This window comes from Rhodovulum kholense, assembly GCF_003053725.1.
GTDB classification, from domain to species: domain Bacteria; phylum Pseudomonadota; class Alphaproteobacteria; order Rhodobacterales; family Rhodobacteraceae; genus Rhodovulum; species Rhodovulum kholense.
This window is the reverse complement of the sequence record NZ_QAYC01000001.1, coordinates 417623-443721: the sequence shown is the minus strand read 5'-3', so window position 1 is coordinate 443721 and position 26099 is coordinate 417623. Positions and strand designations below refer to the sequence as shown.

26 protein-coding genes are annotated in these 26099 nt (G+C 68.6%); 11 read left to right on the top strand and 15 right to left on the bottom strand.

Translation table 11 applies throughout. From position 1 onward, the window contains the following. Positions 1-26: 26 nt before the first annotated feature. From C8N38_RS02065 to C8N38_RS02055, 3 genes are read right to left on the bottom strand one after another with little or no spacing between them, the layout of a single operon-like run. The gene (locus C8N38_RS02065) at positions 27-554 is read right to left on the bottom strand and encodes a gamma carbonic anhydrase family protein (protein WP_108023415.1); all 528 of its coding nucleotides are present in this window, start codon (positions 552-554) and stop codon (positions 27-29) included. Further along, on the bottom strand, positions 551-1192 hold the full coding sequence (gene gmk, locus C8N38_RS02060) for a guanylate kinase (protein WP_108023413.1): 642 nt from the start codon (positions 1190-1192) through the stop codon (positions 551-553). The genes C8N38_RS02065 and gmk overlap by 4 nt, the downstream gene beginning before the upstream one ends. 6 nt (positions 1193-1198) lie before the next feature. Next, on the bottom strand, positions 1199-2080 hold the full coding sequence (locus tag C8N38_RS02055) for a YicC/YloC family endoribonuclease (RefSeq protein WP_342750284.1): 882 nt from the start codon (positions 2078-2080) through the stop codon (positions 1199-1201). A 170-nt stretch (positions 2081-2250) separates the two neighbouring features. Here C8N38_RS02055 and C8N38_RS02050 point away from each other — a divergent pair, with 170 nt between their 5' ends. Next, the gene (locus C8N38_RS02050; RefSeq protein ID WP_108023409.1) at positions 2251-2889 is read left to right on the top strand and encodes a PAS domain-containing protein; all 639 of its coding nucleotides are present in this window, start codon (positions 2251-2253) and stop codon (positions 2887-2889) included. A gap of 182 nt (positions 2890-3071) precedes the next feature. Here the strand turns inward: C8N38_RS02050 and C8N38_RS02045 are convergent, their stop codons facing one another. Next, complete coding sequence (locus C8N38_RS02045; RefSeq protein WP_108023407.1) at positions 3072-4442, bottom strand: class II 3-deoxy-7-phosphoheptulonate synthase; 1371 nt, start codon at positions 4440-4442, stop codon at positions 3072-3074. Positions 4443-4762: 320 nt separating this feature from the next. Here C8N38_RS02045 and C8N38_RS02040 point away from each other — a divergent pair, with 320 nt between their 5' ends. The 8 genes from C8N38_RS02040 to C8N38_RS02005 all read left to right on the top strand — a co-directional run bounded on the left by C8N38_RS02040 (position 4763) and on the right by C8N38_RS02005 (position 12003). Next, the gene (locus C8N38_RS02040; RefSeq protein WP_108023707.1) at positions 4763-5680 is read left to right on the top strand and encodes a GlxA family transcriptional regulator; all 918 of its coding nucleotides are present in this window, start codon (positions 4763-4765) and stop codon (positions 5678-5680) included. A 129-nt stretch (positions 5681-5809) separates the two neighbouring features. Then, a complete protein-coding gene (locus tag C8N38_RS02035; protein ID WP_108023405.1) occupies positions 5810-6994 on the top strand; it encodes an ABC transporter substrate-binding protein in 1185 nt (394 codons plus the stop codon). 114 nt (positions 6995-7108) lie between these two features. After that, on the top strand, positions 7109-7897 hold the full coding sequence (locus tag C8N38_RS02030) for an ABC transporter ATP-binding protein (RefSeq protein WP_108023403.1): 789 nt from the start codon (positions 7109-7111) through the stop codon (positions 7895-7897). A gap of 116 nt (positions 7898-8013) precedes the next feature. Further along, the gene (locus C8N38_RS02025; protein ID WP_108023401.1) at positions 8014-8724 is read left to right on the top strand and encodes an ABC transporter ATP-binding protein; all 711 of its coding nucleotides are present in this window, start codon (positions 8014-8016) and stop codon (positions 8722-8724) included. Between the two features lie 35 nt (positions 8725-8759). After that, positions 8760-9170 (top strand): hypothetical protein, encoded by a 411-nt coding sequence (locus C8N38_RS02020; protein ID WP_108023399.1) that lies wholly within the window; start codon positions 8760-8762, stop codon positions 9168-9170. 54 nt (positions 9171-9224) lie between these two features. After that, positions 9225-9698 carry a hypothetical protein gene (locus tag C8N38_RS02015; protein WP_108023397.1) on the top strand — a complete coding sequence of 158 codons (474 nt, stop codon included), beginning with the start codon at positions 9225-9227 and terminating at the stop codon, positions 9696-9698. Then, the gene (locus tag C8N38_RS02010; protein WP_108023395.1) at positions 9698-10708 is read left to right on the top strand and encodes a branched-chain amino acid ABC transporter permease; all 1011 of its coding nucleotides are present in this window, start codon (positions 9698-9700) and stop codon (positions 10706-10708) included. The genes C8N38_RS02015 and C8N38_RS02010 overlap by 1 nt, the downstream gene beginning before the upstream one ends. Positions 10709-10710: 2 nt before the next feature. Next, entirely contained in the window at positions 10711-12003 is a 1293-nt protein-coding gene (locus tag C8N38_RS02005; protein WP_108023705.1) for a branched-chain amino acid ABC transporter permease, read from the top strand. Between the two features lie 8 nt (positions 12004-12011). Here the strand turns inward: C8N38_RS02005 and C8N38_RS21045 are convergent, their stop codons facing one another. Continuing rightward, positions 12012-12260: a hypothetical protein gene (locus C8N38_RS21045; RefSeq protein WP_146176212.1), complete on the bottom strand. Its 249-nt coding sequence runs from the start codon at positions 12258-12260 to the stop codon at positions 12012-12014. Between the two features lie 137 nt (positions 12261-12397). Here C8N38_RS21045 and C8N38_RS02000 point away from each other — a divergent pair, with 137 nt between their 5' ends. Next, positions 12398-12997, top strand: a complete 600-nt coding sequence (locus C8N38_RS02000) for a nucleotidyltransferase family protein (RefSeq protein WP_108023393.1) — start codon at positions 12398-12400, stop codon at positions 12995-12997. Here C8N38_RS02000 and C8N38_RS01995 read toward each other — a convergent pair. After that, complete coding sequence (locus C8N38_RS01995) at positions 12994-13425, bottom strand: hypothetical protein (RefSeq protein WP_108023391.1); 432 nt, start codon at positions 13423-13425, stop codon at positions 12994-12996. The two genes, C8N38_RS02000 and C8N38_RS01995, sit on opposite strands and share 4 nt — an antisense overlap. Before the next feature lie 629 nt (positions 13426-14054). Beyond that, positions 14055-14624, bottom strand: coding sequence for a hypothetical protein (locus C8N38_RS01990; protein WP_108023389.1), 570 nt, complete (start codon positions 14622-14624; stop codon positions 14055-14057). Between the two features lie 105 nt (positions 14625-14729). Between C8N38_RS01990 and moaA the strand changes: the two genes are divergently transcribed. Then, positions 14730-15740 (top strand): GTP 3',8-cyclase MoaA, encoded by a 1011-nt coding sequence (gene moaA, locus C8N38_RS01985; protein WP_108023703.1) that lies wholly within the window; start codon positions 14730-14732, stop codon positions 15738-15740. A gap of 14 nt (positions 15741-15754) precedes the next feature. On the opposite strand, the gene C8N38_RS01980 is transcribed toward moaA, so the two are convergent. From C8N38_RS01980 to mprF, 8 genes are all read right to left on the bottom strand, one after another. Continuing rightward, positions 15755-16222, bottom strand: coding sequence for a RidA family protein (locus C8N38_RS01980; RefSeq protein ID WP_108023387.1), 468 nt, complete (start codon positions 16220-16222; stop codon positions 15755-15757). After that, the gene (locus C8N38_RS01975) at positions 16219-17394 is read right to left on the bottom strand and encodes an amidase (protein ID WP_108023386.1); all 1176 of its coding nucleotides are present in this window, start codon (positions 17392-17394) and stop codon (positions 16219-16221) included. The genes C8N38_RS01980 and C8N38_RS01975 overlap by 4 nt, the downstream gene beginning before the upstream one ends. A 4-nt stretch (positions 17395-17398) precedes the next feature. Next, positions 17399-18379, bottom strand: a complete 981-nt coding sequence (locus C8N38_RS01970) for an ABC transporter ATP-binding protein (RefSeq protein WP_108023384.1) — start codon at positions 18377-18379, stop codon at positions 17399-17401. After that, positions 18376-19416 (bottom strand): ABC transporter ATP-binding protein, encoded by a 1041-nt coding sequence (locus tag C8N38_RS01965; protein WP_108023382.1) that lies wholly within the window; start codon positions 19414-19416, stop codon positions 18376-18378. Before C8N38_RS01965 ends, C8N38_RS01970 begins: the two co-directional genes overlap by 4 nt. After that, positions 19403-20287: an ABC transporter permease gene (locus C8N38_RS01960; RefSeq protein WP_108023380.1), complete on the bottom strand. Its 885-nt coding sequence runs from the start codon at positions 20285-20287 to the stop codon at positions 19403-19405. Before C8N38_RS01960 ends, C8N38_RS01965 begins: the two co-directional genes overlap by 14 nt. 4 nt (positions 20288-20291) lie before the next feature. Further along, positions 20292-21245 (bottom strand): ABC transporter permease, encoded by a 954-nt coding sequence (locus C8N38_RS01955; RefSeq protein WP_108023378.1) that lies wholly within the window; start codon positions 21243-21245, stop codon positions 20292-20294. A 70-nt stretch (positions 21246-21315) separates the two neighbouring features. Further along, a complete protein-coding gene (locus tag C8N38_RS01950; RefSeq protein WP_342750281.1) occupies positions 21316-22917 on the bottom strand; it encodes an ABC transporter substrate-binding protein in 1602 nt (533 codons plus the stop codon). A gap of 259 nt (positions 22918-23176) precedes the next feature. Next, positions 23177-25825, bottom strand: coding sequence for a bifunctional lysylphosphatidylglycerol flippase/synthetase MprF (gene mprF / locus C8N38_RS01945; RefSeq protein ID WP_158272282.1), 2649 nt, complete (start codon positions 25823-25825; stop codon positions 23177-23179). Positions 25826-26099 lie beyond the last annotated feature (274 nt).

The window sequence follows — 26099 nt, the reverse complement described above, 5'->3', positions numbered from 1 at the left end:
GCCCGAACGGGCCGGCACGGTCGGTCTCATATCGCGACAAGACCCGCCCGGTAGCGGCGCGCGTTTTCCTGATAATGCAGCGCCGACTGCCGCAACCGCTCGATGGCCGCCTCATCCAGCTGCCGCACGACCTTGCCCGGCACGCCCATCACCAGGCTGTTATCGGGGATCTCCTTGCCCTCGGTGATCAGGGCCCCCGCTCCGATCAGGCAGTTGCGGCCGATCCGGGCGCCGTTCAGCACAGTGGCGCCCATTCCGATCAGGGTGTTCTCGCCGATGGTGCAGCCATGCAGCATCGCCTTGTGGCCGATGGTGCAGCCCGCGCCGATGGTCAGCGGATAGCCCATGTCCGTATGGCAGACGGTGTTTTCCTGAATATTGGTCCCGGCGCCGACCGTGATCGGCTCGTTATCGCCCCGAAGCGTGCTGCCGAACCAGATCGAGGCGCCCGCGCCGAGGATCACCTTGCCGATCACGTTGGCATCGGGGGCGACCCAATAATCGCCGTCCTCGGGCAGCGTCGGGGCAAGTCCGTCGAGAGAATACAGCGTCATGGCAGGGCCTCGAATTCGGCCTGCAACGCGCGCACATGCTCGGTCAGACCGGGCTGCTGGCTGCGCCGCAGGCGGGTGGCGGTCAGGATGGTCTTCAGCTTCTCTTCGGTGGCGTCGAGATCGTCGTTCACCAGCACGAAATCGTAGCCGTCCCAGTGGCTGATCTCGTCCCAGCTTTTCTGCATGCGGCCCGAGATGGTCTCGGCGGTGTCCTGGCCGCGGCTGACCAGACGCCGGCGCAGTTCGGCAATCGAGGGCGGCAACAGGAAGATCGACAGCGTGTGCTGGCCCAGCGACGAATTGCGGATCTGCTGCGCCCCCTGCCAGTCGATGTCGAACAGCACATCCTGCCCGGCCTCGATGGCGGCGCGCACCGGCGCCTCGGGCGAGCCGTAGAAATTGCCGAAGACGAAGGCGTGTTCCAGCATGGCCCCGCGCGCGACCTGCGCCTTGAAGGCCTGTTCCGACAGGAAATGATAGTCGTGCCCGTCGACCTCGCCCGGCCGCGGCGCGCGGGTGGTGGCCGAAACCGAAAACGCGATGGCCGGGTCCCAGCCGCGCAACCGGCGTGCCAGCGTCGACTTGCCTGCGCCCGAGGGCGAGGACAGGATGATCAGCAATCCGCGCCGTGCCGCCATCGCCTCTTACTCCACGTTCTGGACCTGTTCGCGCATCTGATCGATGGCGGCCTTGAGGTCAAGCCCGACCCGGGTCAGCTCGGCCGACTGCGCCTTGGAACACAGCGTGTTGGCCTCGCGGTTGAATTCCTGCATCAGGAAGTCGAGCTTGCGCCCGGCCGGTTCGCCCGTCGCCATCAGCGCCCGGGCCGCCGCCACATGGGCCCTGAGCCGGTCGATCTCTTCGGTCACGTCGGTCTTGACCGCGATCAGCGCAAGTTCCTGCGCAACCCGGTCGGGATCGGCGCCCGCCGCGCCCTCCATCACCCGCGCAAGCGCGGTCGTCAGCGTCTCTTCCATCTGCCCGCGCCGGGCCTCGGCCGCACGGGCGGCGGTCTCGGCAAGTGACGAAATTGTGGCGAGATGGTCGCAAAGCACAGTGGTCAACGCCCGGCCCTCGGCCGCCCGCATCGCCACAAAGTCGTCAAGAAGCGGGCCGAGATCGGCGGTCAGCGCCGCCAGCAGCGGGCCGGTATCGGGGTCGGGCGCGGCGATGTCGGCAAGCCCCCGCATCGCCAGGATCTCGACCGCGCTCGAGGGCGCCAGACGCAGCCCCTGCCGCTCCGCCTCGGCCTCGACCCGGGCCAACAGCGCCAGCGCCGCCGTCAGCGCGGCCGGGTCCACATGCAGGGCATTATGGGCCGAATCGCGGGCCGTGAGTCGCAGCCCCAGGGTCACGCTGCCCCGTGTCACCCGCCCCTGCACCGCCGTCCGCACCGCCTGTTCCAGCCCGGACACCCAGTCCGGCAGCCTCAGGCGCAGGTCCAGCCCCTTCCCGTTCACGCCCCGCAACTCCCATGTCCAGACATGCGTTTCCGTCTGTCCGGAGCGGGACGCGAAGGCGGTCATCGACTGCAACATGAACCCGTTAACCTTCGGTATAAAAAAGGCGCGAATAAGTGGCCATTTTGTGGCAAATTCCTTTCAACAGTGGTCGCACCGCGATAGCACTTCGATCGGGTGGCGACAACGCCGCGGACAGGGTGCCCGCGGCGATACCGAGATGCAAGGAGACTGCCATGGTGGAGTCCGAAACCCGTCCCCGCGCTGCGGTGATCGCCCTGTCGGGATACCGAACCGGAGGCGCCCTGTCCGCCCTGGACGAGGTGGAAACCTATTGGGCCCGGCTGCGGGACGATCAGGGCACATTGCCCAGCCGGGCGCAGCTCGATCCGCGCGGCTTCTCGCGGGCGCTGTCGAACTGCTTCGTGGCCGAGGCGATGGCGCCGCGCCACCTGCGGCTGCGGCTGACCGGCCAGCACATGACCGACCTCATGGGCATGGACATGCGCGGCATGCCGCTTTCGGCGATGATCCTGCCGGAATCGCGGCCGGTGCTGGAAGAAAAGATCGAGGCGCTTCTGGCGGGCGACGGGGCGAGCGTGCGGCTGACGCTGATCTCGCCGCGCAGCTACAATCGTCAGGCCCTGTTCGCCGGGATGATCCTGCTGCCGCTGGCCCGCGAGAACGGCTCGCCCACCAAGATCCTCGGCGCGCTGGCCACGGTCGGCACCGTGGGCTGGACGCCCCGCCGGTTCCAGATCCTCGGCGAAACCGCCAATCCCGAACCGCGCCCCGCGCAGGACGAGGGCGAGGCGCGCCGCCCGGCACTGACGGTCATTCAGGGCGGGATCGTCGAACCGGAACCGGCGTTCTGACATCAAGGAATGGTCCTCTCCGGACGCCGGGCGACGGGTATCGCCTGTCCGGAGGAAACGTCCCGTCCGCCAGAAGGCGGGCGGGATTTTTTGTTGTTCTGGAATGGGGTGCCGGGCGATCTTGCGCCCCTGCATGAAGCGTCGGCCGACAGGGGCACTGTGCCCCCGCCGGCCAGAGCGGATCACATCGCGGCTGCGGCCGCGGCCGCGTCATTGCGCGCTGACAGCTCCTCGGCGACGAGGAAGGCCAGTTCCAGCGCCTGGCTGGCATTGAGCCGCGGGTCGCAGGCGGTGTGATAGCGCGAGGACAGGTCCTCGTCGGTCACCGCGCGCACGCCGCCGGTGCATTCGGTCACGTCCTTGCCGGTCATCTCGAAATGCACGCCGCCGGGGATCGTGCCCTCGGCCTTGTGGACGGCGAAGAACTCCTGCACCTCGCACAGCACCGCGTCGAAGGGCCGGGTCTTGAAGCCGCTCGGCGACTTGATGGTGTTGCCATGCATCGGGTCGCAGACCCAAAGCACCTCGGCCCCCATCTCGCGCACCACCTTGATCAGCCGCGGCAGGTGATCGCCCACCTTGCCCGCCCCGAAGCGCGAGATCAGCGTCAGCCGCCCCGGCACGTTCTTCGGGTTCAGCTTCTCGATCAGGATCTTCAGGTCGTCCTCGGCCATCGAGGGCCCGCATTTCAGCCCGATCGGGTTCATCACGCCCTGGCAGAAGGCGACATGGGCGCCATCGACCTGCCGGGTGCGATCGCCGATCCAGATCATGTGGCCCGAGCCCGCGATCCAGTTGCCCGAGGTCGAGTCGACCCGGGTCAGCGCCTCTTCGTATTCCAGCAGCAGCGCCTCGTGCGAGGTGAAGAAATCGACCGTCGAGAGCCCGTTCATGGTCTCGCCGTTGACGCCCGCCGCGGTCATGAAGGCCAGCGTGTCGCTGATCCGGTTGGCCATGTCGCGGTATTTCTCGGCCTCGTCGCGTTCGAGGAAGCCCAGCGTCCAGGCATGCACCCGGTGGATATCGGCGAACCCGCCCTTGGAAAAGGCGCGCAACAGGTTCAGCGAGGCGGCGGCCTGGGTATAGGCCTGCAGCATCCGCGCCGGATCGGGGATCCGCGCCTCGGGGGTGAAGTCGAAGCCGTTGATGATGTCGCCGCGATAGCTGGGCAGCTCGACCCCGTTCATCGTCTCGGTCGGGGCCGAGCGCGGCTTGGCGAACTGGCCCGCCATCCGGCCGACCTTGATCACCGGCACCTTGGCGCCCCAGGTCAGCACGATGGCCATCTGCAACAGCACCTTGAAGGTGTCGCGGATGGTGTCGGCGGAAAATTCGGCAAAGCTTTCGGCGCAGTCGCCCCCTTGCAACAGGAAGGCCTTGCCCTGCGCCGCCTGTCCGAGCTTGGCGGTCAGGTTCCGCGCCTCGCCCGCAAAGACCAGCGGCGGATACTTGGCAAGCTGCGCCTCGACGGCCGTCAGCGCCGCCGCATCGGTGTAGTCGGGCATCTGCACCCGCGGGCGGGCACGCCAATCCGATTTCTGCCAGGTGGTCATCGTCGTGGTTCCATGCTCTTCGTCAACTTGTGCCTTATAGGTGCTGAGGGCCTCCCCGGCTACCCGGAATTCGCCTTGCCTGCCGCCGTGGCGCCGCCGCCCGCCCGCAGCAGCAGACCGATGCCGTCCCGTCATGCCCCTGCCCGTCCGCCCGGGCGCGTTCAGAGCCTTGATCCCGACGGACAATTCTGTATCGCTGATCGACACGACGCGCGGAGGAACACTTGGCCCCGGTTCCCGACAGATCCAGCACCACGGTCGCGGCCGCCGCCGGGCGGAAACCGCAGGACCTGGTCTTCGTCTTGCTTGACCGGTTCACGATGATGAGCTTCGCCGGGGCCATCGAGCCCTTCCGCATCGCCAACCGCATGGCCGGGCAGACGCTTTACCGCTGGCGGCTGGCGGGCGAAGGCGGCGGCGAGGCGGCCTGTTCGAACGGCAGCCGGGTTCTGCTCGACATCGGGCTCGAGCCGCTGGGGCGCGACGAGATCGTCATCGTCTGCGGCGGCATCGACGTGCAGAAGGCCACCACCCGGCCGCTGGTCGGCTGGCTCCGGCGCGAGGCGCGCAAGGGGCTGATCGTGGCCGGGCTTTGCACCGCGGCCCATGCGCTGGCCAAGGCCGGGCTGCTCGACGGCAAGCGCGCCACCATCCACTGGGAAAACCAGGACGGCTTTCTGGAGGATTTCCCCGAGATCGAGCTGACGCGGTCCGTCTTCGTGATCGACGGCAACCGGATGACCACGGCGGGCGGCACCGCCTCGATCGACCTCGCGCTGACGCTGATCGCGCAGACCCATGGCCAGGATCTGGCCAATGCGGTGGCCGATCAGCTGATCTATTCCTCGATCCGCACCGACCAGGACACCCAGCGGCTGTCGATCCCGACCCGGATCGGGGTGCGCCACCCCAAGCTGAGCCAGGTCATCCAGGTGATGGAGAAAAACCTCGAGGACCCGATCTCGCCCGCGACGCTGGCGCGCGATGTCGGCATGTCGACGCGTCAGCTCGAACGGCTGTTCCGCCGCTACCTGAACCGCAGCCCGAAACGCTATTACATGGAACTTCGGCTGTCGAAGGCGCGCAACCTGCTGATGCAGACGGACATGAGCGTCATCAACGTGGCGCTGGCCTGCGGCTTTGCCTCGCCCAGCCACTTCTCGAAATGCTACCGCGCCCATTACGACACCACGCCCTACCGCGAACGCGGCAGCCGCGGCGGGAGGCTCGAGGCGTGAGGCGCCGGACGGGCGCGGGCGGTCTGTCCTGCGGGCCGGGATCCCGGGGCGCTGAGGCACGCCCTTTTCTTTTTCTTGCGCGGCTTTTACGGTCACGATGAATTTCGTTCCAACACGGGAGTTCTAAGAATGAAGAAACTGCTTCTGGCCAGCGCGGCCACGCTGGCTCTCGCTGGCGTCGCGAACGCCGAAGAGGTCAAGATCGGCATCCTTCTGGGCTTTACCGGCCCGCTGGAATCGATCACGCCGAACATGGCCGCGGGCGCGGAACTGGCGATTGCCGAGGTCAACAAGGCCGGCACGCTGCTGGACGGCGCCACGGTAAGCTCGGTGCGGGCCGACTCGACCTGCGTCGACGCCGCCGCCGCCACCGCCTCGGGCGAACGGCTGGTCACCTCGGACAAGGTCAACGGCATCGTGGGCGCCGACTGTTCGGGCGTGTCCGGTGCGGTGCTGCAGAACGTCGCCCGCCCGAACGGCGTGGTGATGATCTCGCCCTCCTCGACCTCGCCGGCGCTCTCGACCGCCGAGGATGACGGGCTCTTCTTCCGCACCGCGCCGTCGGACGCGCGCCAGGGCGAGGTGATCGCCGACGTGCTGAAGGAACGGGGCATCTCCTCGGTCGCGATTTCCTATACCAACAACGACTACGGCAAGGGGCTGGCGGACTCGATCCAGTCCGCCTTCGAGGCCGCCGGCGGCACGGTGACGATCTCGGCCGCGCATGAGGACGGCAAGGCCGACTATTCGGCCGAGGTCGCGGCGCTGGCCTCGGCGGGCGGCGACATGCTGGTCGTGGCGGGCTATGTCGATCAGGGCGGCAAGGGCATCATCCAGGCCTCGGTCGATACCGGCGCCTTCGACACCTTCTTCCTGCCCGACGGCATGTATGGCGACTCGCTGATCGAGGCCATCGGCTCGCCGCTCGACGGTTCGTTCGGCACCGTGCCCGGCACCGACAGCGACGGCGCGCAGACGATCCTCGACATGGCGGCCGAAGCGGGCTTCGACGGCACCTCGTCTTATGTGGGCGAAGACTATGACGCGGCCGCGCTGATGTTGCTGGCGATGCAGGCGGCGGGATCGTCCGCGCCCGCGGACTACAAGGACAAGATCATGGACGTGGCCAACGCGCCCGGCGAGAAGATCCTGCCCGGCGAGCTGGCCAAGGGGCTCGAGCTGCTCAAGGCGGGCGAGGACATCGACTATGTCGGCGCCACCAATGTCGAGATGATCGGGTCCGGCGAAAGCGCGGGCAGCTTCCGAGAGTTCACCATCACCGACGGCAAGGCGGTCACCGACCGGTTCCGCTGAGCCGCACCGCGACATTAAGGCCGGACGGCCCGGGGCTGAAAAAGGTTGCCCCGGGCCGTGCCATTCGCTAAGCGCCCGCCGCCGGGCAAGGACGCGGCGGCAAAGGGAAAACCGATGATCAAGGTCGAAAACCTGCACAAGCATTTCGGCGGCTTTCACGCCGTTGACGGCGCCTCGATCGAGATCGAGACCGGGTCGATCACCGGGCTGATCGGGCCGAACGGTGCGGGCAAGTCGACCCTGTTCAACGTGATCGCGGGGGTGCTGCCGCCGACCTCGGGCCGGGTCCTGATGGATGGCGAGGACATCACCGGGCTGAAGCCGCACGAGCTGTTTCACAAGGGGCTTCTGAGGACCTTCCAGATCGCCCATGAATTCTCCTCGATGACGGTGCGCGAGAACCTGATGATGGTGCCCGCGGGCCAGTCGGGCGAAGGCCTGTGGTCGGCCTGGTTCCGGCGCGGCCGGATCGCCGAGGAGGAACGCGCGCTGGCCCGGAAGGCCGACGAGGTGCTCGAGTTCCTGACGATCTCGCATGTTGCCGACGAAAAGGCGGGCAATCTGTCGGGCGGACAGAAAAAGTTGCTGGAGCTGGGCCGGACGATGATGGTCGATGCCAAGATCGTCTTCCTCGACGAGGTCGGCGCGGGCGTGAACCGCACGCTGCTGAACACCATCGGCGAGGCCATCGTCCGGCTGAACAAGGAACGCGGCTACACCTTCTGCGTGATCGAGCATGACATGGATTTCATCGGCCGGCTTTGCGATCCGGTGATCGTGATGGCCGAGGGCAAGGTGCTGGCCCAAGGCAAGGCCGACGAGATCATGCAGAACGAGGCGGTGATCGAGGCCTATCTGGGCACCGGGCTGAAGAACAAGATGACGGCGGGCGCCAATGCCTGAAACAGCGCCAGAGACTGGCGCCTGCTGAGACCGGCGTCCGAAAAACCGCCCGGCCGGTGCCTCTTGCGGGCCCGGGCATGGGTATTTGAACCAAGAAGAAGAACGGAAGCGCACGCATGGCAGAGCCTTTCCTGATCGGGGACCGGATGACCGGCGGCTATGGCGGGGCCGATATCCTGCACGGCTGCACGGTGGCGGTCGAGAAGGGCGAGATCGCCGTGATCGTGGGCCCCAACGGGGCGGGCAAGTCGACCGCGATGAAGGCGGTCTTCGGGATGCTGAACATTCATGCCGGGGCGGTGCGGCTGAACGGCGAGGACATCACCCGCCTCAGCCCCCAGGCCCGCGTCGCCAAGGGCATGGCCTTCGTGCCGCAGACCCACAACATCTTCACCTCGATGACGGTCGAGGAGAACCTCGAAATGGGCGCCTTCCTGCGCCGCGACGACATTTCGGGCACCATCGACGAGGTCTACCGGCTGTTCCCGATCCTCAAGGAAAAGCGCCGGCAGGCGGCGGGCGAGCTGTCGGGCGGCCAGCGCCAGCAGGTGGCCGTGGGCCGCGCGCTGATGACCCGGCCCTCTGTGCTGATGCTCGATGAGCCGACCGCGGGCGTCAGCCCGATCGTGATGGACGAGCTCTTCGACCGGATCATCGAGGTGGCGCGGACCGGCATTTCCATCCTGATGGTGGAACAGAACGCGCGTCAGGCGCTGGAGATCGCCGACAAGGGCTATGTGCTGGTGCAGGGCAGCAACGCCTATACCGATACCGGCCGGGCGCTGCTCGACGATCCCGAGGTGCGACGCACCTTCCTGGGGGGCTGAGCATGCGACATCTGGCAATCCTTGCAGGATCCCTGGTGGCGGTTTCGGCCGGCGCGGCGGGGGCGGCGGCCGTCAGCCTCGACTGCGTGGCGCAACTGACCTGCGTCAGCAATCTCGAGGCGGGCAGCGCGGGCTGTCAGCCGACCGAGCTGCGCTATGCGCTGGAGGTCGGGCGCAAGACCGGCGCCAAGGTGGTGATGACGCCCGAGGGCGCCGACGAAACCGGGCGGTTCTACGAATTCCGCCGCCTGCCCGGCACCGAAGGCGTGCGCCTGCAGGCCAGCGGCGGCGGGCTGGAACCCGGCCAGGGCGCGGGCGTGCTGACCGTCTTCGACACGCTCGATTTCGTGCTGACCCGGCATGACGCGGTGCTGCTCGACCCCGAGGGCGGCACGCCCCGGACGATTGCCGTCACCGTGCATGGCACCTGTGCCGAAAAGGACTGAAGCCTGTCCGGGCGCAGAGGCGCGCGCCCCGGACCCGTTCGAAGGAGTCACGCCGTGACCCACGCCCCCGAGATCGCGTCCCGGCCGCGGAACCTGGCCGCGCTGGCCGGTCTGCTCGTGCTCTGGGCCGCGCTTGCCCTGCCTGCCGCCGCGCAGACCGCCAGGGACCCCGGCCCGAACGGGTTCGAGATGCGCTGCCATTTCGCAACCGCCTGCCGCGAGGCCGCGCCCTGCGAGGCGACCGATGTGACGGCCGCCGTCAGCGGACGGATCGGCGGCCTGGGGGCGGGCGTTGTGCTGGCGCGCGCCGATCTGAGCCTTTCCGACGGGCGCGTCGAGACCATCGGCACGCTGAGCGGGCCGGGAAGCGGCCCCGGACCCGGCCCCAGACCCGGCGGCACGCTATTTCTGCAAGGCGGTGCCGGGGCCAAGCGGCACTATATGGCGCTTTCCGGGCCCGCCGCGCGCTACACCGTTCATTCGGCCGAGGGGCCGGTTTCAACGACCTATATCGGGACCTGCGAGTGATGGATTTCCTCAATGCCCTTGTGGCTTTCGCCAATTTCGTGCTGGTCCCGGCCACCGCCTACGGCGCCCAGCTTGCGCTGGGGGCGCTGGGGGTCACGCTGATCTATGCCGTCTTGCGCTTTTCGAATTTCGCCCATGGCGACACCATGGCCTTCGGGACCATGGTCACGATCCTCGTCACCTGGGCGTTGCAGGCGGCCGGGGTCTCGTTCGGGCCGCTGCCCACAGCCCTGCTGGCCCTGCCCTTCGGGATCGCCGGGACCGCGCTGATGGTGCTGGGCACCGACCGGCTGGTCTATCGCTTCTACCGCCAGCAGCGGGCCAAGCCGGTGATCCTGGTCATCGTCTCGATGGGGGTGATGTTCATCCTCAACGGCATCGTCCGGATCATCATCGGGCCGGGCGAACAGAACTTCGCCGATGGCGAGCGCTTCATCGTCACCGCGGGCGAGTTCCGCAAGATGACGGGCCTCTCCGAGGGGCTGGCGATCCGCAGCACCCAGGGGCTGACCATCGTCACGGCGGTCATCGTGGTGGCGCTGCTCTTCTGGTTCCTGACCTATACCCGCACCGGCAAGTCGATGCGGGCCTTTTCCGACAACGAGGATCTGGCGCTGCTGTCGGGGATCAACCCCGAACGCGTGGTGGCGATCACCTGGATCATCGTGGCGGCGCTGGCGACCATCGCGGGCGTGCTCTACGGGCTCGACAAGTCGTTCAAGCCCTTCACCTACTTCCAGCTTCTGCTGCCGATCTTCGCCTCGGCCATCGTCGGCGGCATCGGCAGCCCGCTGGGCGCCATCGCGGGCGGCTTCCTGATCGCCTATTCCGAGGTGATGGTCACCTATGCCTGGAAGAAGGTGCTGACCTATACCCTGCCCGACAATCTGGCGCCTGACGGGCTCGTGCAGCTTCTGAGCACCGACTACAAGTTCGCGGTCAGCTTCGTGATCCTGGTGATCGTGCTGCTGTTCCGGCCGACGGGGCTTTTCCGGGGGAAATCCATATGACCATGCGTGACCGGGCGCTTTTCGCGCTGGTGGCCCTTCTGATCGCGGGCACGGGCTTTCTGCAAAGCTGGAACGCCGCGCTCTTCATCCTGAATTACGGGCTGATCTCGGCGGTGATGGCGCTGGGGGTCAACCTGCAATGGGGCTATGCCGGGCTCTTCAACATCGGCGTCATGGGCTTTTCGGCGCTGGGCGGTCTGGCCGTGGTGCTGATCGCAATGCCGCCGGTGCCCGAGGCCTGGGCCGCGGGCGGCGTCCGCGTCTGGGCCGGGCTGGCCGTCGGGCTGGGCGTCATTGCCGGGGCCATCGCGATCTGGCGAAAGCTGGGCAAGGGCCGTCTGCGCGGGATCGCCATGATCCTCTGGCTGATCGCGGGCTTCTTTCTCTATCGCGCGATCTTCGATCCGGCGGTCGAGGCGATCGAGGCCATCGACCCGGCCGCGACCGGCTATCTGGGCGGGCTCGGCCTGCCGGTGCTGATCGGCTGGCCGGTCGGCGCCCTGCTGGCGGCGGGGGCGGCCTGGGTGATCGGCAAGACCGCGCTGGGGCTTCGGTCGGACTATCTGGCCATCGCCACGCTCGGCATCGCCGAGATCATCATCGCGGTCCTCAAGAACGAGGACTGGCTGAGCCGCGGCGTCAAGAACGTCAACGGCATCCCGCGCCCCGTGCCCTACGAGGTCGACCTGCAATCGAGCGCCGAATTCGTCGCCCGCGCGCAGGACCTTGGGCTGGACCCGCTGACCGCCTCGACCATCTTCGTCAAGCTGCTGTATGCGGGGCTCTTCGCCCTGGTGCTGGTGGTCCTGCTCTGGCTGTGCGAGAAGGCGCTGAAATCGCCCTGGGGCCGGATGATGCGCGCGATCCGCGACAACGAGACCGCCGCCGCCGCCATGGGCAAGGACGTCACCCGCCGGCATCTGCAGATCTTCATCCTCGGCTCGGCCATCTGCGGGCTCGCAGGCGCGATGATGATCACCTATGACAGCCAGCTCACCCCCAGCTCGTTCCAGCCGCTGCGCTTCACCTTCCTGATCTGGGTGATGGTGATCGTCGGCGGGTCGGGCAACAACTGGGGCTCGGTGCTGGGCGGCTTCCTGATCTGGTTCCTCTGGGTGCAGGTGGAACCCCTGGGCGCCTGGCTGATGGGCGTGATCACCTCGGGCATGGCCGACGGCTCGGCGCTGAAGACGCATCTTCTGGACAGCGTCGCGCATATGCGGCTCCTGACCATGGGGGTCGTGCTGCTGGTCGTGCTGCGCTTCAGCCCGCGCGGGCTGATCCCCGAACGCTAGGCCCCGCGCTAGCCGTCGCAGGCGCAGCCGGACCCCACATGGCAGGACCGGCTGCGGCTGATGCAGCTGTCGCCGCAGGCCTTGCCCTTGCTGCAGACCTTGCAGCAATAGACCGGCTGCACCGGCGGCGGGGCCAGCAAAAGCAGCCGCGCCGTCGGCGTCAGAGGCGTCACCCGTCCCTGCCCTTGCGCCAGAGCCTCCCCTGCCCCTAGGATAAGCACCAGAGCGCACAGCGCCCGCATGACCCGTCTGCCCATCGGCATCTCCTCCGTCTTCGACCCGGTCGTTAATCTTTGTTACCGTCACGGACCGCAGCGGAGCAGTCGGGTTTCATGACCTTGACGGCGGCCGCGCGGGGGCGGCAGGCCGTTCACAAAGAGGGGGACCGGCCAAGATGACCGACATCCTGATCCTCATGCCCGCCGCCGGCGCCTCGTCGCGGATGCGCGGGCGGGACAAGCTGCTCGAGACGGTCGACGGCGAGGCGCTCTTGCGCCGTCAGGCCCGCCGGGCCGGGGCCAGCGGCGCCCCGGTTTTGGTCACCCTGCCCCGCCATGCGGGCGGTCCCAGAGCCGAACAGCTGGACGGACTGCCACGCCTCAGGGTCACCCATGTCGACCCGGCCGAGGGCATGGCGGCCTCGCTGCGCGCCGGGGCCGAGGCCGCAGCCGCCGCGGGCGCGCGCGGGCTGATGGTGATGCTGCCCGACCTGCCCGAGATCGAAACGGAGGATCTCCTCCGCCTGATCGAGAGCTTCGCCGAGGCCCCAGACAGCTGCCTGCGCGCCACCGCCGAGGACGGCCGCCCGGGCCATCCGGTGGTCTTTCCGGCACGGCTTTTCCCCGCGCTTGAAACGGTGGCGGGCGATGTCGGCGGGCGCGACCTGCTGGCCCGCGAGACGGTACGCAGGCTGGCCCTGCCGGGCGGACGCGCCGTCACCGATCTCGACACGCCCGAGGACTGGACCGACTGGCGCGCCCGGGCGGGGCGCTAAAGCTCGCCCAGAACCCGCATCCGGCGGGCATAGGCATAGAACAGGATCGCCATCGCCGCCGCCCCGGCGATCATCGCGTCGCCGAAATAGCCTGCGACCTCGGTCAGGCCGGGCGTCGCGAAGCCGATCAGCCAGACCGCCGCCGTGGTCATCCCCAGGGCCGAAAAGCCCAGCACCCAGGGCGCCGCGCCGACCCTGAGAAACAGCAGCACCGCGCCGAGCAGACCGCCCCAGACCGCGACCGCCCAGGCGCCGTCGACAAAGGCGGGAACAGAGGTGAAATAGGCGGCCTGCGTCTGGGTGAAAAGCTGAAGATACGGCGCCACGCCATATTGCGTCATCACGTAATCGGCGCATCCGGCAAGGTTCCAGAGGATTGCCAGGATCGCCACCGGCATCATGTGCCAGGCCTCGGACTCGTCGGACATTTTCTTTCCCCGGGTTCTCACGCGCGCCGCCGGATCGTGCCGTCTGCATCGGCACCTGTCCAGCGGGTGCGACGTTTTGCAGGGGAAACGCTCCGGGCGCAAGAGCCTGGATTTCATCTGTCGCGGGGCCACGGCCTAAACCAGTGGCGCAATCGCCTGCGGAACGCGCACGGGACGCAGGCGACCCGAGCTGCCCTGGTTGGATCGGCGCCGGCCGACCCGATTTGCCGGTCCCGCGCACGTCCCGCCCCGCGATCGGCCAAGCCCCCGCACAGCCGCCCGACCGCCCCCGGATCGGTTGACAAAACCTTAACCCGGGACGCCTTGGGGGGCTACGGCGGAGTATGGCCTAAAGAAGGCATGGCCCTGTCCCCGCCCCGCAGCAGGTGGTCCAGAACCGCGCAAGCCCGGGGGGTTTACCGGCGAAACCGGAAACGATGAGGGCGGTTCGGCGGCGGCACGCCAGGAAACCGGAAACGATGATCTGCCGCGATCCGGCACGCTCCGGATCGGCCTGTCTGACGAAACCGGCGACCGCGACAGAATTTTGCCAGAACAATGCGCGCCATTCGGCCGGACCGTTTCGCAAGCCCGCCTTCGTCAAAGAATCGGCCGGGACTCGCCGGGGCCTATTCCGACACGTAGACCTTGAGATTGGTCAGCGAGATCGGCGGCAGCCCCAGCGCCCGCAGCGCCTCCATCGAGACCCGCGTGCCCGCCCCGGGCGAACTGTCGCTGGGCCTCAGCTCGACCTGCACGCTGGCGCCCGAGACCGGATCGGCCAGACGGCCGCGCCGGGTCTCGTCGACCAGCGGCGTCACCGCCCAGAACCCCGCCTCGTTCGGATCGCCCAGCGAGGCGGTCGTCACGCCCAGCTCGCGTTCAAGCCCGAAGACCGGTGCGGTGGCCTCGGCCAGCCCGGAAGGGGCGGTCGGCACCGTGCCCGATCCGGCGCCCGATCCGGCACCCGCCCCGGCCTCGGGACCGGTGGCCTCGGGGACCCCGTCGGTCGGCAGGGTCCCAAGCGCCGAAAGCGGCGCGCCGGTATCGGCCGGGATCTCCTCGGCGGGCGGCGCGGCACCGCCGCCAAGCGGCGTTCCGGCGCCGTTGCACCCGGCCAGCACCAGAGCCAGTCCCAAACCCGGTCCCAGTTTTCTGGCGGCCGTCAGGCCCCGGGTCGTTCCGTCTGCACGCCGCATCGGCGATCTCCTCGATCCCAGCATCGCGCCCCAGCCTAGCGGCTTCGCGCGGCCCCCGAAAGGTGCTTGCCGCGCGCACCCCCTGCCCTTACCTTCTGCGACATGATGCAGCAGCCGCCCCTGATCGACCCATTCGCCCGCGCCGTCACCTATCTGCGTGTGTCGGTCACCGACCGCTGCGACTTCCGCTGTGTCTATTGCATGGCCGAGAACATGACCTTCCTGCCCAAGAAGGACCTGCTGACGCTGGAGGAACTCGACCGGCTCTGTTCGGCCTTCATCGGGCTCGGGGTCCGGAAGCTGCGGATCACCGGCGGCGAGCCGCTGGTCCGCCGCGACATCCTGACCTTCTTCCGTGCCATGGGGCGGCATCTGGACAGCGGCGCGCTGGACGAGCTGACCGTCACGACCAACGGCTCGCAGCTGGAAAAGCACGCCGCGGCGCTGTGGGAGGCCGGGGTCCGGCGGGTCAATGTCAGCCTCGACACGCTCGATCCCGACAAGTTCGCCCGCGTCACCCGCTGGGGCCGGCTCGATCAGGTCCGGCGCGGGATCGAGGCGGCGCAGGCCGCGGGGCTCCGGGTCAAGATCAACACCGTCGCGCTGAAGGGCGTCAACGAGGACGAGCTGTTCGATCTGGTCGACTGGTGTGCCGCCCAAGACATGGACCTGACCTTCATCGAGGTCATGCCGATGGGCGATCTGGGCAACGACTACCGGGTCGATCAGTACTGGTCGGTGCGCGACGTGCGCGCGCGGCTGGAAGACCGCTTCACCACGGTCGATCTGGCCGAACGCACCGGCGGACCCGCGCGCTATGTGCGGCTGGCCGAGACCGGGCAGAAGATCGGCTTCATCACGCCGCTGTCGCATAACTTCTGCGAAAGCTGCAACCGGGTGCGGGTGACCTGCACCGGCGAGCTTTACATGTGCCTCGGTCAGGAGGACCGCGCCGATCTGCGCGCGCCGCTGCGCGCCCATCCCGGCGATGACGGCGCGCTGATCGGGGCGATCCGCACCGCGATCGCCGCCAAACCCAAGGGCCATGATTTCGACTATTCGCGCCAGCGCGCCGACGGTCAGGTCAGCCGCCACATGAGCCATACCGGCGGCTAGGCCGCGAACCGGTCTCAGGCGATCTCGACCACCGCGTCGATCTCGACCAGCGCATTGGCGGGCAGCGAAGCCACGCAGACCGCCGTCCGGGCATGCTGACCGGCCGTCCCCCAGAGGTCGATGAAAAGCTGCGAGGCGCCGTTGACGACCATCGGCCCGGCCTCAAAGCCCGGCCGCGCCGAGACGAAGCCCCCGACCCGCACGATCTCGCGCACCCGGCCCAGAGAGCCGACCACCGCGCGGATCGAGAACAGAAGGTTCAGCGCGCACATCCGCGCCGCCGCCTGCGCCTCGGCCAGATCCAGACTGTCATCGGCCGGGCCGAAATAGCGCGGGACGCCCTCCCATTCGCAGATCTGACCCGACAGGAACAGCAGGTTGCCGCTGAGCTTGCCCGGCAGGAACATCGCCCGCGACGGCGCGCTGTCGGGCAGACTGTGGCCCAGCTCTCGCAGCCGTGCTTCGACCGGACAGGCGGTCATGGATGCGGCTCGGGCGCCAGCCGCCGGGCCAGCGCGACCAGCGACAGGTCCGACCCGCGCGGCCCGATCAGCGACACCCCGTAAGGCGCGCCCTCGACCATGCCCGCAGGCAGCACCACCTGCGGCAGCCCGGCCAGCCCCGCGACGCACAGAAGCCGCATCGCGTCATGGCGGAAGCCCTCCAAGACCTCGTCCGGCGCGTCAAGCGCGAAGGGGGCCGCATGGACCGCGGGCGCCAGCAGGACGGCATCGACCAGCAGTTCCTCGAGATGGGCGGCAAAGGCATGACGGGTGGCGCGGGCCTTGTCGATCTCGGCCTCCTCCAGCGCGGCGGCCGCCGCCACGCGCCCGTCGATGCCGCGCGCCAGCGGCATGCCCGAGCGGCGGATGAACGGCAGAACCGTCTCGCGCGCCTCGGCGCCGTTGGTCACCCGGTAGGCGGCATAGGCCGCGTCCGCGCCCTCGGGATAAACCTCGACCTCGCGCGAGGGCATGGTGCCGAAGGCCGCCTCCAGCACCGCGCGCGGCGCCTCGTCAAGCTGGGCCACCATGTCGGCGGGCCAGAGCAGGTCGGGTATCTCGGGCAGCGGCACCGGGTCGGGGTCCATCAGCGCCCCGGCCGCGGCCAGAAGCGTCGCGCCGTCCCGCGCGAACAGCCCGGCGGTGTCGTAGCTGGGTGCCAGCGCCATCGCGCCCGCCAGCGGCACCCGGTCATGGGTCGGTCGAAGCCCCCAGGTGCCGCAAAAACTTGCCGGGGCCCGGACCGATCCGCCGGTATCGGTGCCAAGCGCGATATCGGCCAGCCCCGCCGCGACGGCGACGGCCGAGCCCGACGAGGACCCGCCCGGGATGCGGTCGGGGGCCTTCGGGTTCACCGGGGTGCCGAAATGCGGGTTCATGCCGTAAAGCGCCCAGGCCAGCTCGTCAGTATGGGTCTTGCCGACGAAGCGCGCCCCCGCCTCCAGCAGCCGCCGGACGGCCGGGGCCGTGGTCTCGGCCTCGGGGCTCGCGGCCAGTTTCAGCGGACAGCCGCAGCCGGTGCGATAGCCCCGGACATCGAACAGATCCTTGACCGCCAGCGTCAGCCCGGACAGCGGCCCATGGGGGGCATTGTCCACCGGCACGGCGGGATAGGGCATGAAGGCATGATAGGCATCTTCTTCGATCAGCATCCGGTCACTCGGCAGGAACGGCCTCGTCGGCGCGCAGACAGGCCACGCGGCGCCGCGGCGCAGGGGTCACGACAGGCGGCAGCCCGGCCCGGCAATCGGGTCCGGCCAGCGCACAGCGCGGCGCGAAGGAACAGGAGGCAGGCCGGGTTTCCAGCGCGGGCGGCGCGCCCGGGATCGCGGCCAGCCGCTCTCCCCGTGCCACATCGTGCAGGTTTGCCGCCAGAAGACCGCGCGTATAGGGGTGACGCGGGTCCTTGATGATCTCGCGGGTGGTGCCCTCCTCGACGATCTGGCCGGCATACATCACCGCGATCCGTTCCGAGATTTCCACCGCCACGCCGATATCGTGGGTGACGAAGATCACCCCCATTCCGAATTCCTTCTGAAGCTCGCGCAACAAAAGCAGAATCTGGATCTGGACGGTGGCGTCAAGGGCCGTTGTCGGCTCGTCGGCCAGCAAAAGCCGCGGACGGCAGGCCAGAGCCAGCGCGATCATCACCCGCTGGCGCATGCCGCCCGACAGCTCGTGCGGATAGTTCTGCAGCCGCCGCTCGGGCGACGGAATCTTCACGCGCTTGAGCATGTCGAGCGCGACCTCCATCGCCTCGGACCGGCTGACGCCCTTGTGACGCATCACCGTCTCGGCGATCTGGGCGCCGACCGTATAGACCGGGTCGAGCGCCAGCGCCGGTTCCTGAAACACCATCGACACGTCGCCGCCGCGATAGCGCTGCAGCGACCGGCCGGAAAGCCGCAGGATGTCGGTGCCCCCGACGCGAATGTCGCCCTCGATCTCGGTCCGTTTCGGCGGCAGAAGCCGCAACAGCGCCTTCAGCGTCACGCTTTTCCCCGAGCCGCTTTCGCCCAGCAGCGCCAGCGTCTCGCCCGGCCCCAGCGACAGCGACAGGTCGTTGATGGCATGGACCGTCCGCGCGCCCTTGAAGCGTACCGTCAGATGGTCGATTTCAAGCAGCTTGTCGGTCATGCGATCTTCCCCGCCTTGGGATGGCCGGACGCAGGGTCATGCAGGTGGCAGGCGGCCAGGTGGCCATCCGCGCCGATCTTGCGAAGCTTGGGCACCTTGCGCCCGCACAGCGTCGCCGCGAAGGGACAGCGGGTGTGAAACCGGCAGCCCTCGGGCGGGTCGATGGGGTTCGGCGGATCGCCGGTCAGGGGCGGTTCCTCGGTCCGGTTGTCCGGGTCCATCGAGGGCATCGCCGAGAACAGCGAGCGGGTGTAGGGATGGGCCTGCCGCGCCCAGATCGCATCGACCGGCGCGACCTCGACCACCTCGCCCAGATACATCACCAGCACCCGGTCCGAGATATAGCGCACCACGTTCAGATCATGGCTGATGAAGATATAGGTCAGCCCGAATTCGGCGCGCAGATCGGACAGCAGGTTCAGCACCTGCGCCTCGACCGACTTGTCCAGCGCCGAGACCGCCTCGTCCAGCACCACCAGCCGGGGCGACATCGCCAGCGCCCGGGCGATGTTCACCCGCTGGCGCTGGCCGCCCGACAGCTCGTGCGGATAACGCTGGGCAAAGCGCGCAGGATCAAGCCCCACCCGCGCCAGCAGCCCGTGCGCGCGTCCCATCGGGTCCGAAAGGCCCTGCACCCGGGCGCCGAAGGCCACCGACTCCTCGATGGTCAGCCGCGGGTTCAGCGAGGCATAGCTGTCCTGAAACACCATCTGGATGCCGCGGCGCAGCTCGCGCAGGCTCAGCGTGTCGCCCAGCGCGTCGCCGTCGAAGATGATATCGCCCTCGTCGCGCTCGATCAGCCCGACCGCCAGCCGCGCCGTGGTGGATTTGCCGCAGCCGGATTCGCCGACGATGCCCAGCGTCTCGCCCTTGCGGACCTCGAAGGACACGCCATCGACCGCCTGCACCATCGCGCGGGTGCGCCCGAGGATGCCGCCCCGGATCGGAAAGTATTTCCTCAGGCCCCGCACCGTCAGCAGCGGCTGGCCCGGGCCGCCCCGGTCGGGCAGCCGGTCGTAAAGCTCAGTCGCGGACATTCATCGCACTCCTCACGCCGTCGCTCAGCAGGTTGAGGCACAGCGAGGTGACGAAGATCATCACCCCCGGCAGCGCCGAGAGCCACGGATTGACATAGATCGCCGAGCGCAGCGTGTTCAGCATCAGGCCCCATTCCGGCTCGGGCGGGCGGACGCCGATCCCGAGGAACGAGAGACCCGCCGCGAGGATCATGCAGACGCTGGTCAGCGAGGTGGCATAGACGAAGATCGGGGACAGCACGTTGCCGATCACATGGACCCGGATCACCGTCAGCGCACTGGCCCCTGTGGCCCGCGCCGCGTCGATATAGTCGAGGCTCCGGACGCCCGAGGTCACCGCCTCGGCGACGCGGGTGATGGGCGGCACGAAGACGATGGTCAGCGAGACCAGTGAATTGACGATCCCCGCCCCCAGCGCGCCCGAAATGGCGATGGCCAGAAGCACCGAGGGGAAGGCGAAGAAGACATCGACCACACGCATGATGATCGTGTTGAGCCTGCCGCCGACATAGCCCGCGACGACGCCGAGGGCCGAGCCGATGAAGAAGGCGAAGACCACCGGCATCAGCCCGATGAACAGCGTCAGCCGCCCGCCATGGATCAGCCGGGCCAGCATGTCGCGGCCCTGTTCGTCGGTGCCAAGCAGATGTCCGGGCGTGCCGATGGGCTTGAGCCGCGCGATCATCGAGCCCTTGTAGGGATCGGCCAGCCCGAGATACGGCGCGAAGATCGCGGCCAGGATCAGCGCCGCGACGACCGCGAGGCACAACATCGAGACCGGGTCGCGGGCCAGCCGCTGCGCCACGCCCGCCCAGTAGCCCTTGCGCGCCTCTGGGGTCTGAACCGGCTCGAGGGTTTCGGTCAGCGCCATCGGCTCAGCTCCTCTTGATCCGCGGGTCGATGGCGGCCTGGGCCACGTCGACGATGAGGTTCATGGCGACGAAGAACAGCGCCAGCACCAGGATCGTGCCCTGCAACAGCGGCAGGTCGCGCTGGAAGATGGCGTTCGACAGCAGAAAGCCCGAGCCCGGCCAGTTGAAGACGGTCTCGATCAGGATCGAGCCGCCAAGCAGATAGCCCAGTTGCAGCCCCATCACCGACAGCGCGGTCGCGGCGGCATTGCGGCCGACATGGATCAGCACGTCGAACCGGCTCATGCCCTTGGCGTAAAGCGCCTGCACGAAATCCATGCTGAGGATGTCGCCCGACAGCGCCCGCACGGTGCGCGCGACGATGCCGATGGGCACGACGGCCAGCGTCACCGCGGGCAGGACCAGATGGCGCATATGCTCCCAGTTCCAGGACCAGTCGCGCGAGCCGCCCGGCCCCGCCCCCATCGAGGGCAGCCAGCCCAGATTGACCGAGAAGATGATGACAAGCACGATCCCGAGCCAGTAATTCGGCACCGAAACGCCCGCGATCGACACCGCCGTCACCGCCTTGTCGAGCGCGGTGTCGCGGAAATAGCCCGCGAGGAAGCCCAGGAAGATGCCGATGGGAAAGGCGATGACGGCGGCGCTGACGGCCAGCAGCAGCGAATTCTGCACCGCGCCGAAGACCTCGCCCGCGACCGGGCGCCCGGTCGCGATCGACCGGCCCATGTCGCCCTGCGCGAGATTGCCGACCCAGATCGCGTATTGCACCGGCAGCGGCCGGTCCAACCCGTAGGCCGCGCGCATCGCCGCCTGTTCCTCGGCCGTGGCATCGACCGGCATGATCGCGGTCAGCGGGTCGCCGGGCGCGATCTGGACCAGCAGGAAGCAGATCACCGAAACGCCGAACGCGACCGGCAGCACGAGGATCAGCCGCCTCAGAAAATAGCTGAACATGAAAGGTCTTCTCCTTCGGAAACGGCCCCGCCGCGCGCGGGCGGCGGGGGCGCCGGACCCGGACGGGCCCTTACTCCATCGTGATCGACGAGAAGTTCTGGTACCAGTTCTGCGCCTGCACGAAGCCCTTGACCTTCGGGCTCATCGCGCGCGGCGCCACGTCATGGGTCACCATCAGGAACAGCGCGTCATCGACGAATTTCTCGTGCGTGCGCCGCATCACCTCATCCTGTTCGGCCGGATCGAAGGTGTTGCGGATCTTCGTGAACAGCTCTTCCATCTCGGGGTCGCAATAATGCCCCCAGTTGGTGCCGTTCGGCGCGATCAGGTCGCAGGACAGGTGCCGGATCAGCCCCGTGAACGGGTCCTGGATGAAGTAGGTGAAGTTGATCGACTGGCTGCCCTCGACCGCCGGATCGGCGGCCCCCGCGCGCCAGAGATTGATCATCTGGTTCCACTCGACCACCATGAACTCGACATCGATGCCGACCTCGGCGAGGTTCTGCTGGATGTATTCGTTCATCGGCAGCGGCAGCATCTGTCCCGACCCCGAGGGCGAGATCAGCGCCTTGACCTTCAGCGGCTTGTCGGGGCCGTAGCCCGCCTCGGCCAGCAGGCGCCTGGCCTCGTCGGGGTCGTAGCGCACATCGAAGCTTGGCTTGCCGAACCATTGCGATCCGGGCGGCAGGAAGCCCTTGGCGGGCACCATCAGCCCGCCCAGAAGCGCGCCCATGCCCTCGCGGTCGATGGCGAGGTTCGCGGCCTTGCGCACGCGGATGTCGTTCCAGGGCGACCCTTCCAGCCGCGACAGGTGCCAGGTCCAGTTATGCGGATAGGCATTCGACGAGATCACGAAGCCGTTCGCGGTCATCGCCGGGATGGTGTCGGGCGCGGGCGCCTCGATCCAGTCGACCTGTCCCGACAAAAGGGCGGCCGAGCGGGCATTGGGCTCGGGCAGCGGGATCAGCACCATCTTGTCGAGCTTCGGCACCCGGGTCTCGTCCCAGTATTCGGCGAAGGGCACCATCTCGGCGCGCTCGCGCGGCACGAATTCCTCAAGCTTCCAGGGGCCGGTGCCCGAGGGCTCCATGGCGACCTGTTCCCAGTCCTTGCCATGGGCCTCCCAGTTGGCCTTCGACGACATCAGGATCCAGGCCAGTTGATAGGGCAGCGTGGCGTCGGGGGTCTTGGTGGTGATTTCCAGCGTCAGCGGGTCGATGGCGCGGTAGCTCGCGACCGCCGGGATCCGCGACTTGCCCTGCGCCGCCTGGCGCGGGTCGTATTGTTCGGACGTGTCGTCCAGCAGCTTGTCGAGGTTCCAGACCGCGCTTTCGGCGGTAAAGTCCGACCCGTCATGAAACTTGACGCCCTCGCGGATCTTGAAGATCCACTTGGTCTTGTCCTCGGCATCGACCGCCCATTCGGTGGCCAGCCCCGGGATCAGGGTCGAGGGCTTGTCGGCCGAGGTCAGGTCCCACTCGATGAGCGAGTCATAGACCGTGTAGCCCATGAACCGCATGCCCTCGCCGCCCTGGTCGGTCTGGCCGGTGGTCAGCGGGATATCGGCCGCGGTCATGCCGATGCGCAGCGTGCCCTGCGCCAGCGCCGTCTGCGCCGAAAGCAGCCCGGCCGTCAGCATCAGCGCAGAGAAACTTCTTTTTATTCCAAGCACCTTGGACCTCCTTGTTGCGTTCCAAGGGCGGTCCCCGCCGCCCTGTCCCGGGGCCACTGTGCCCGAGAGGGTCCGGGACGGCAGGCGCAAGGGGGCGGGATTCAGCCCCCAAAACCGGCAATTGCCTTAAATTCGATCAGTCTGGTGCCATGTGCTGAAATGGAATGCCACCCGAGCGGCGTCCGGGGCCGTCCCGAATCGAACCTTCCCCAAGGGGAAGGTCCTCCGGGCTGCTGGAAGATGTCCTGCCGGACGCGCCTCAGGCCTCGTACCGGCGGTCGCTGCCGCGCCGCTCGGCGCTGCGCCGGTCGGCACGCCCGCCAATCAGCCGCGCGGCATCGGCCAGCGTCAGCAAGGGCGGCAGCGCCGAAGGCGCCGCCAGATAGCGCGGCCGCCAGTCGGGGTCGAACTTGGCCTTGAAGGCGCGCAGGCCTTCGAAATTGTAAAAGCTCCGACCGTGCCGGTAGATCAACGCGCCGAACCGGTCCCACAGCCTGCGGCTGCGTTCCGGGCTCAGCCCCGACAGCGGCGCCATGCCCAGCGAGAAGGCGCCATAGCCCTCGTCCTTCAGCCGCAGCATCAGCGCGGTGAAGAGAAACTCCATCGTGCCGGGCGGCGCGGTCTCGACCTGGCGCATCAGGTCGATGCTGGCCTGGGTCCGGCTGTCGGTGACCAGCACATTGGCAAAGGCCACGACCCGGCCCTCGTGGCGCACCGTCGCCACCGGCCAGCGGTTCAGCCAGCCCGGATCGAACCGCCCGACCGAGAACCCCTTTTCATGGGCGCGTTTGGCCGCAAGCCAGGCATCCGACACGGCGCCCAGCTCGGCCAGAAGCGGGGCCGCGTGGGGCGGTTGGGTCCAGTCGAGCGACAGCCCGTCGCGCAGCGCCCGCGAATGGGTCGTCCTGAGCTTCTTGCGCGCCGAGCCTTCCAGCGAGAACCGGGTGAGATCGACGACCGCCTCCTCGCCCATCTTGTGCAGCGACAGCCCAAGATCCAGCATGATCGGCACATCGGCCGCGCGGACCTCGTAGAAGGCCGGGCGCGCGCCCTCGCGCCGGGCCGCGTCGACGAAGGCGAAGGCCACGTCCTCGGCGGCGTCGGCGGGGCCGACCGGGCCGCCATAGGCGATCCAGGACCGGCCCGAGACCGCGAACATCACGAAGGCGCGGCCATCGTCCGAGACGAGGATCGACTTGTCGCCGGTCAGCGCAAAGCCCGCATCGGGGTTGTCGCCGCCCCCCGCGATCCGCGCCGCGGCGGCCAGATCCTCGGCATCGGGCGGGTCGGGCACCACGCGGGGCGCGCGCAACAGCATCAGAAGCGCCCCGAGCCCCAGCACGAGACTGCCCAGCAGAACCGCCCTCAGCGCGCGCGGCGCGCGTTCGTTGACCGCGAACTGCCACCAGAGCTCATGCGCATAAGGGGTCTGCTTATGGGCGAAGAACAGCACGAAGCCGAAGCCCGCGATCAGCGCCACGATCAGCGCGACCCAGGCGGGCGTCAGCGTCGCGTGGCTCAGCATGGTGTGGCGGTGGAAGGCATGGCGGAACGGCAGCAACAACAGCGCGCCCGCCGCAAGAAACACCGCCCGGTCCAGATCGACGCCCTGGATCAGCGCCACCGCCGCGCCGGTCTCCATCACCACCAGCGCCAGCCAGAAAGCCGCCAGCGCGCGGCGCATCACCCCGAAGGACAGCAGCACCAGCGCCGCCCCGATCACGCTCGAGGCCAGGGCCGAGCCTTCGATGAAGGGCAGCGGGAACAGCGCCTCGGCGGCGCGGGCGGCCTCGGTCGTGGGCGGCAGGATCGACGAGACGCTCATCCAGAGCCCGGCGCCCAGGATCATCGTGCCCAGCACCAGGGGTGCGATCCCCTCGACCGCGCGAAAGCCCGGATCGGCGGCCGCGACCGCCCGCCCCCACTGGCCACGCGGCAGATGCGCGCCGGCCGAGCGGAACAGCTCGTAGCTGGCCAGCGCCAGCAGGGCCACGCTGAACGGCACGAGGAAATAGATCAGCCGGTAAAGCAAAAGCGAGGCCGCCACCGCCTCGACCGGGGCCGAGGCCGGCATCGCGGCGATCATCACCGCCTCGAAGACACCGACGCCGCCCGGCACATGGCTCAGCACCCCGGCCATGGTCGCGGCGGCAAAGAGCGCGAGGAAGGTGGCAAAGCCCAGATCGTTCGCCGGCATCAGCAGATAAAGCGTCGCGGCGGCGAAGCCGATATCGCCCAGGCAAAAGACGATCTGCGCCGCCAGATCCCCCGGCGCCGGCGCGCGCAGGGTGAAGCGGCCGAGCTTCACGCAGCCTTGCCGCAGCGAGGCCCACAAAAGCGGCAGCGCGATCAGCGCCACACCGGCCAGCGCCAGCATGCGGACCGTGCCGGGCGCAAGCGGCAGCACCGCAGCCAGCGCGCCCGGATGGACCGCCAGCGCGCCCAGCCCGACCACCGTCGCCGCCACCCCGAACGACACCGCAGCGAAGGTCGAGACCGCGGCCACGTCGTAGCCGTCGAGCCCCAGCGCCGAATAGACCCGCCAGCGCACCGCCCCGCCCGACACCGCCGACAGCCCGATGGTGTTGCCGAAGGCATAGGCCATGAACCCGCCCGCCAGCACCACGGGAAACTTCAGCGGCTTGCCGATGAAGCGCAGCGCCGACCAGTCATAGCCCACCAGCGAGATATAGCTGGCCGCCGTCGCCGCCAGCGCCAGACCCACCGTCGACCAGGGCGTGGCGCGGACCTGCGCCACCACATCGGCGAAATTGACAGCCGCCAGCAGCTTGTAAAGCGCCACCAGCCCCAGGACGAAGAGGCCGGCGGCCAGGAGATAGGGAAAGCCCGCGCGCAGGCGGGCCCAGGTGCCGGCAAGGCCGGTCTCGGGCGTGCGGTCCTCGGTCAAGGCTTCACCTTGCTCCCGTTCCGGTTGTATTCCGTTCTAGCATTTTCCGGGGCGCAGCGACACCGCCAATCCTCGGCGGGCGGACTCGCAGCGTCCCGGCAGGCGCCGTTTTCGCTCTGCCGGGCGCCTTTGGCCTCCCGGCGCGACCGCGACAGCGGTGCCGTTCCTGCCAGCTACCGCGCCCGGCGGCCGATGGCCAGCCTTCTTTGACCGGAGGGACTTGAAAGACCCCGCCGTGCGGGCCTGTTGTCGCGCAGGCCACGCCGGAACCATC

Bases quoted from the DNA above. Each gene is read 5' to 3' on its own strand.
- C8N38_RS02040 (WP_108023707.1), top strand. From the start codon at position 4,763: ATGATGAGCTTCGCCGGGGCCATCGAGCCCTTCCGCATCGCCAACCGC.
- C8N38_RS01960 (WP_108023380.1), bottom strand. From the start codon at position 20,287: ATGGCGCTGACCGAAACCCTCGAGCCGGTTCAGACCCCAGAGGCGCGC.
- C8N38_RS01965 (WP_108023382.1), bottom strand. From the start codon at position 19,416: ATGTCCGCGACTGAGCTTTACGACCGGCTGCCCGACCGGGGCGGCCCG.
- C8N38_RS02005 (WP_108023705.1), top strand. From the start codon at position 10,711: ATGCGTGACCGGGCGCTTTTCGCGCTGGTGGCCCTTCTGATCGCGGGC.
- C8N38_RS02055 (WP_342750284.1), bottom strand. From the start codon at position 2,080: ATGACCGCCTTCGCGTCCCGCTCCGGACAGACGGAAACGCATGTCTGG.
- C8N38_RS01975 (WP_108023386.1), bottom strand. From the start codon at position 17,394: ATGCTGATCGAAGAAGATGCCTATCATGCCTTCATGCCCTATCCCGCC.
- C8N38_RS02030 (WP_108023403.1), top strand. From the start codon at position 7,109: ATGATCAAGGTCGAAAACCTGCACAAGCATTTCGGCGGCTTTCACGCC.
- C8N38_RS02000 (WP_108023393.1), top strand. From the start codon at position 12,398: ATGACCGACATCCTGATCCTCATGCCCGCCGCCGGCGCCTCGTCGCGG.
- C8N38_RS01980 (WP_108023387.1), bottom strand. From the start codon at position 16,222: ATGACCGCCTGTCCGGTCGAAGCACGGCTGCGAGAGCTGGGCCACAGT.
- C8N38_RS02065 (WP_108023415.1), bottom strand. From the start codon at position 554: ATGACGCTGTATTCTCTCGACGGACTTGCCCCGACGCTGCCCGAGGAC.
- C8N38_RS02045 (WP_108023407.1), bottom strand. From the start codon at position 4,442: ATGACCACCTGGCAGAAATCGGATTGGCGTGCCCGCCCGCGGGTGCAG.
- C8N38_RS02025 (WP_108023401.1), top strand. From the start codon at position 8,014: ATGGCAGAGCCTTTCCTGATCGGGGACCGGATGACCGGCGGCTATGGC.
- C8N38_RS01955 (WP_108023378.1), bottom strand. From the start codon at position 21,245: ATGTTCAGCTATTTTCTGAGGCGGCTGATCCTCGTGCTGCCGGTCGCG.
- C8N38_RS02010 (WP_108023395.1), top strand. From the start codon at position 9,698: ATGGATTTCCTCAATGCCCTTGTGGCTTTCGCCAATTTCGTGCTGGTC.
- C8N38_RS01995 (WP_108023391.1), bottom strand. From the start codon at position 13,425: ATGTCCGACGAGTCCGAGGCCTGGCACATGATGCCGGTGGCGATCCTG.
- C8N38_RS21045 (WP_146176212.1), bottom strand. From the start codon at position 12,260: ATGGGCAGACGGGTCATGCGGGCGCTGTGCGCTCTGGTGCTTATCCTA.
- C8N38_RS01970 (WP_108023384.1), bottom strand. From the start codon at position 18,379: ATGACCGACAAGCTGCTTGAAATCGACCATCTGACGGTACGCTTCAAG.
- C8N38_RS01990 (WP_108023389.1), bottom strand. From the start codon at position 14,624: ATGCGGCGTGCAGACGGAACGACCCGGGGCCTGACGGCCGCCAGAAAA.
- C8N38_RS02035 (WP_108023405.1), top strand. From the start codon at position 5,810: ATGAAGAAACTGCTTCTGGCCAGCGCGGCCACGCTGGCTCTCGCTGGC.
- moaA (WP_108023703.1), top strand. From the start codon at position 14,730: ATGCAGCAGCCGCCCCTGATCGACCCATTCGCCCGCGCCGTCACCTAT.
- gmk (WP_108023413.1), bottom strand. From the start codon at position 1,192: ATGGCGGCACGGCGCGGATTGCTGATCATCCTGTCCTCGCCCTCGGGC.
- C8N38_RS02050 (WP_108023409.1), top strand. From the start codon at position 2,251: ATGGTGGAGTCCGAAACCCGTCCCCGCGCTGCGGTGATCGCCCTGTCG.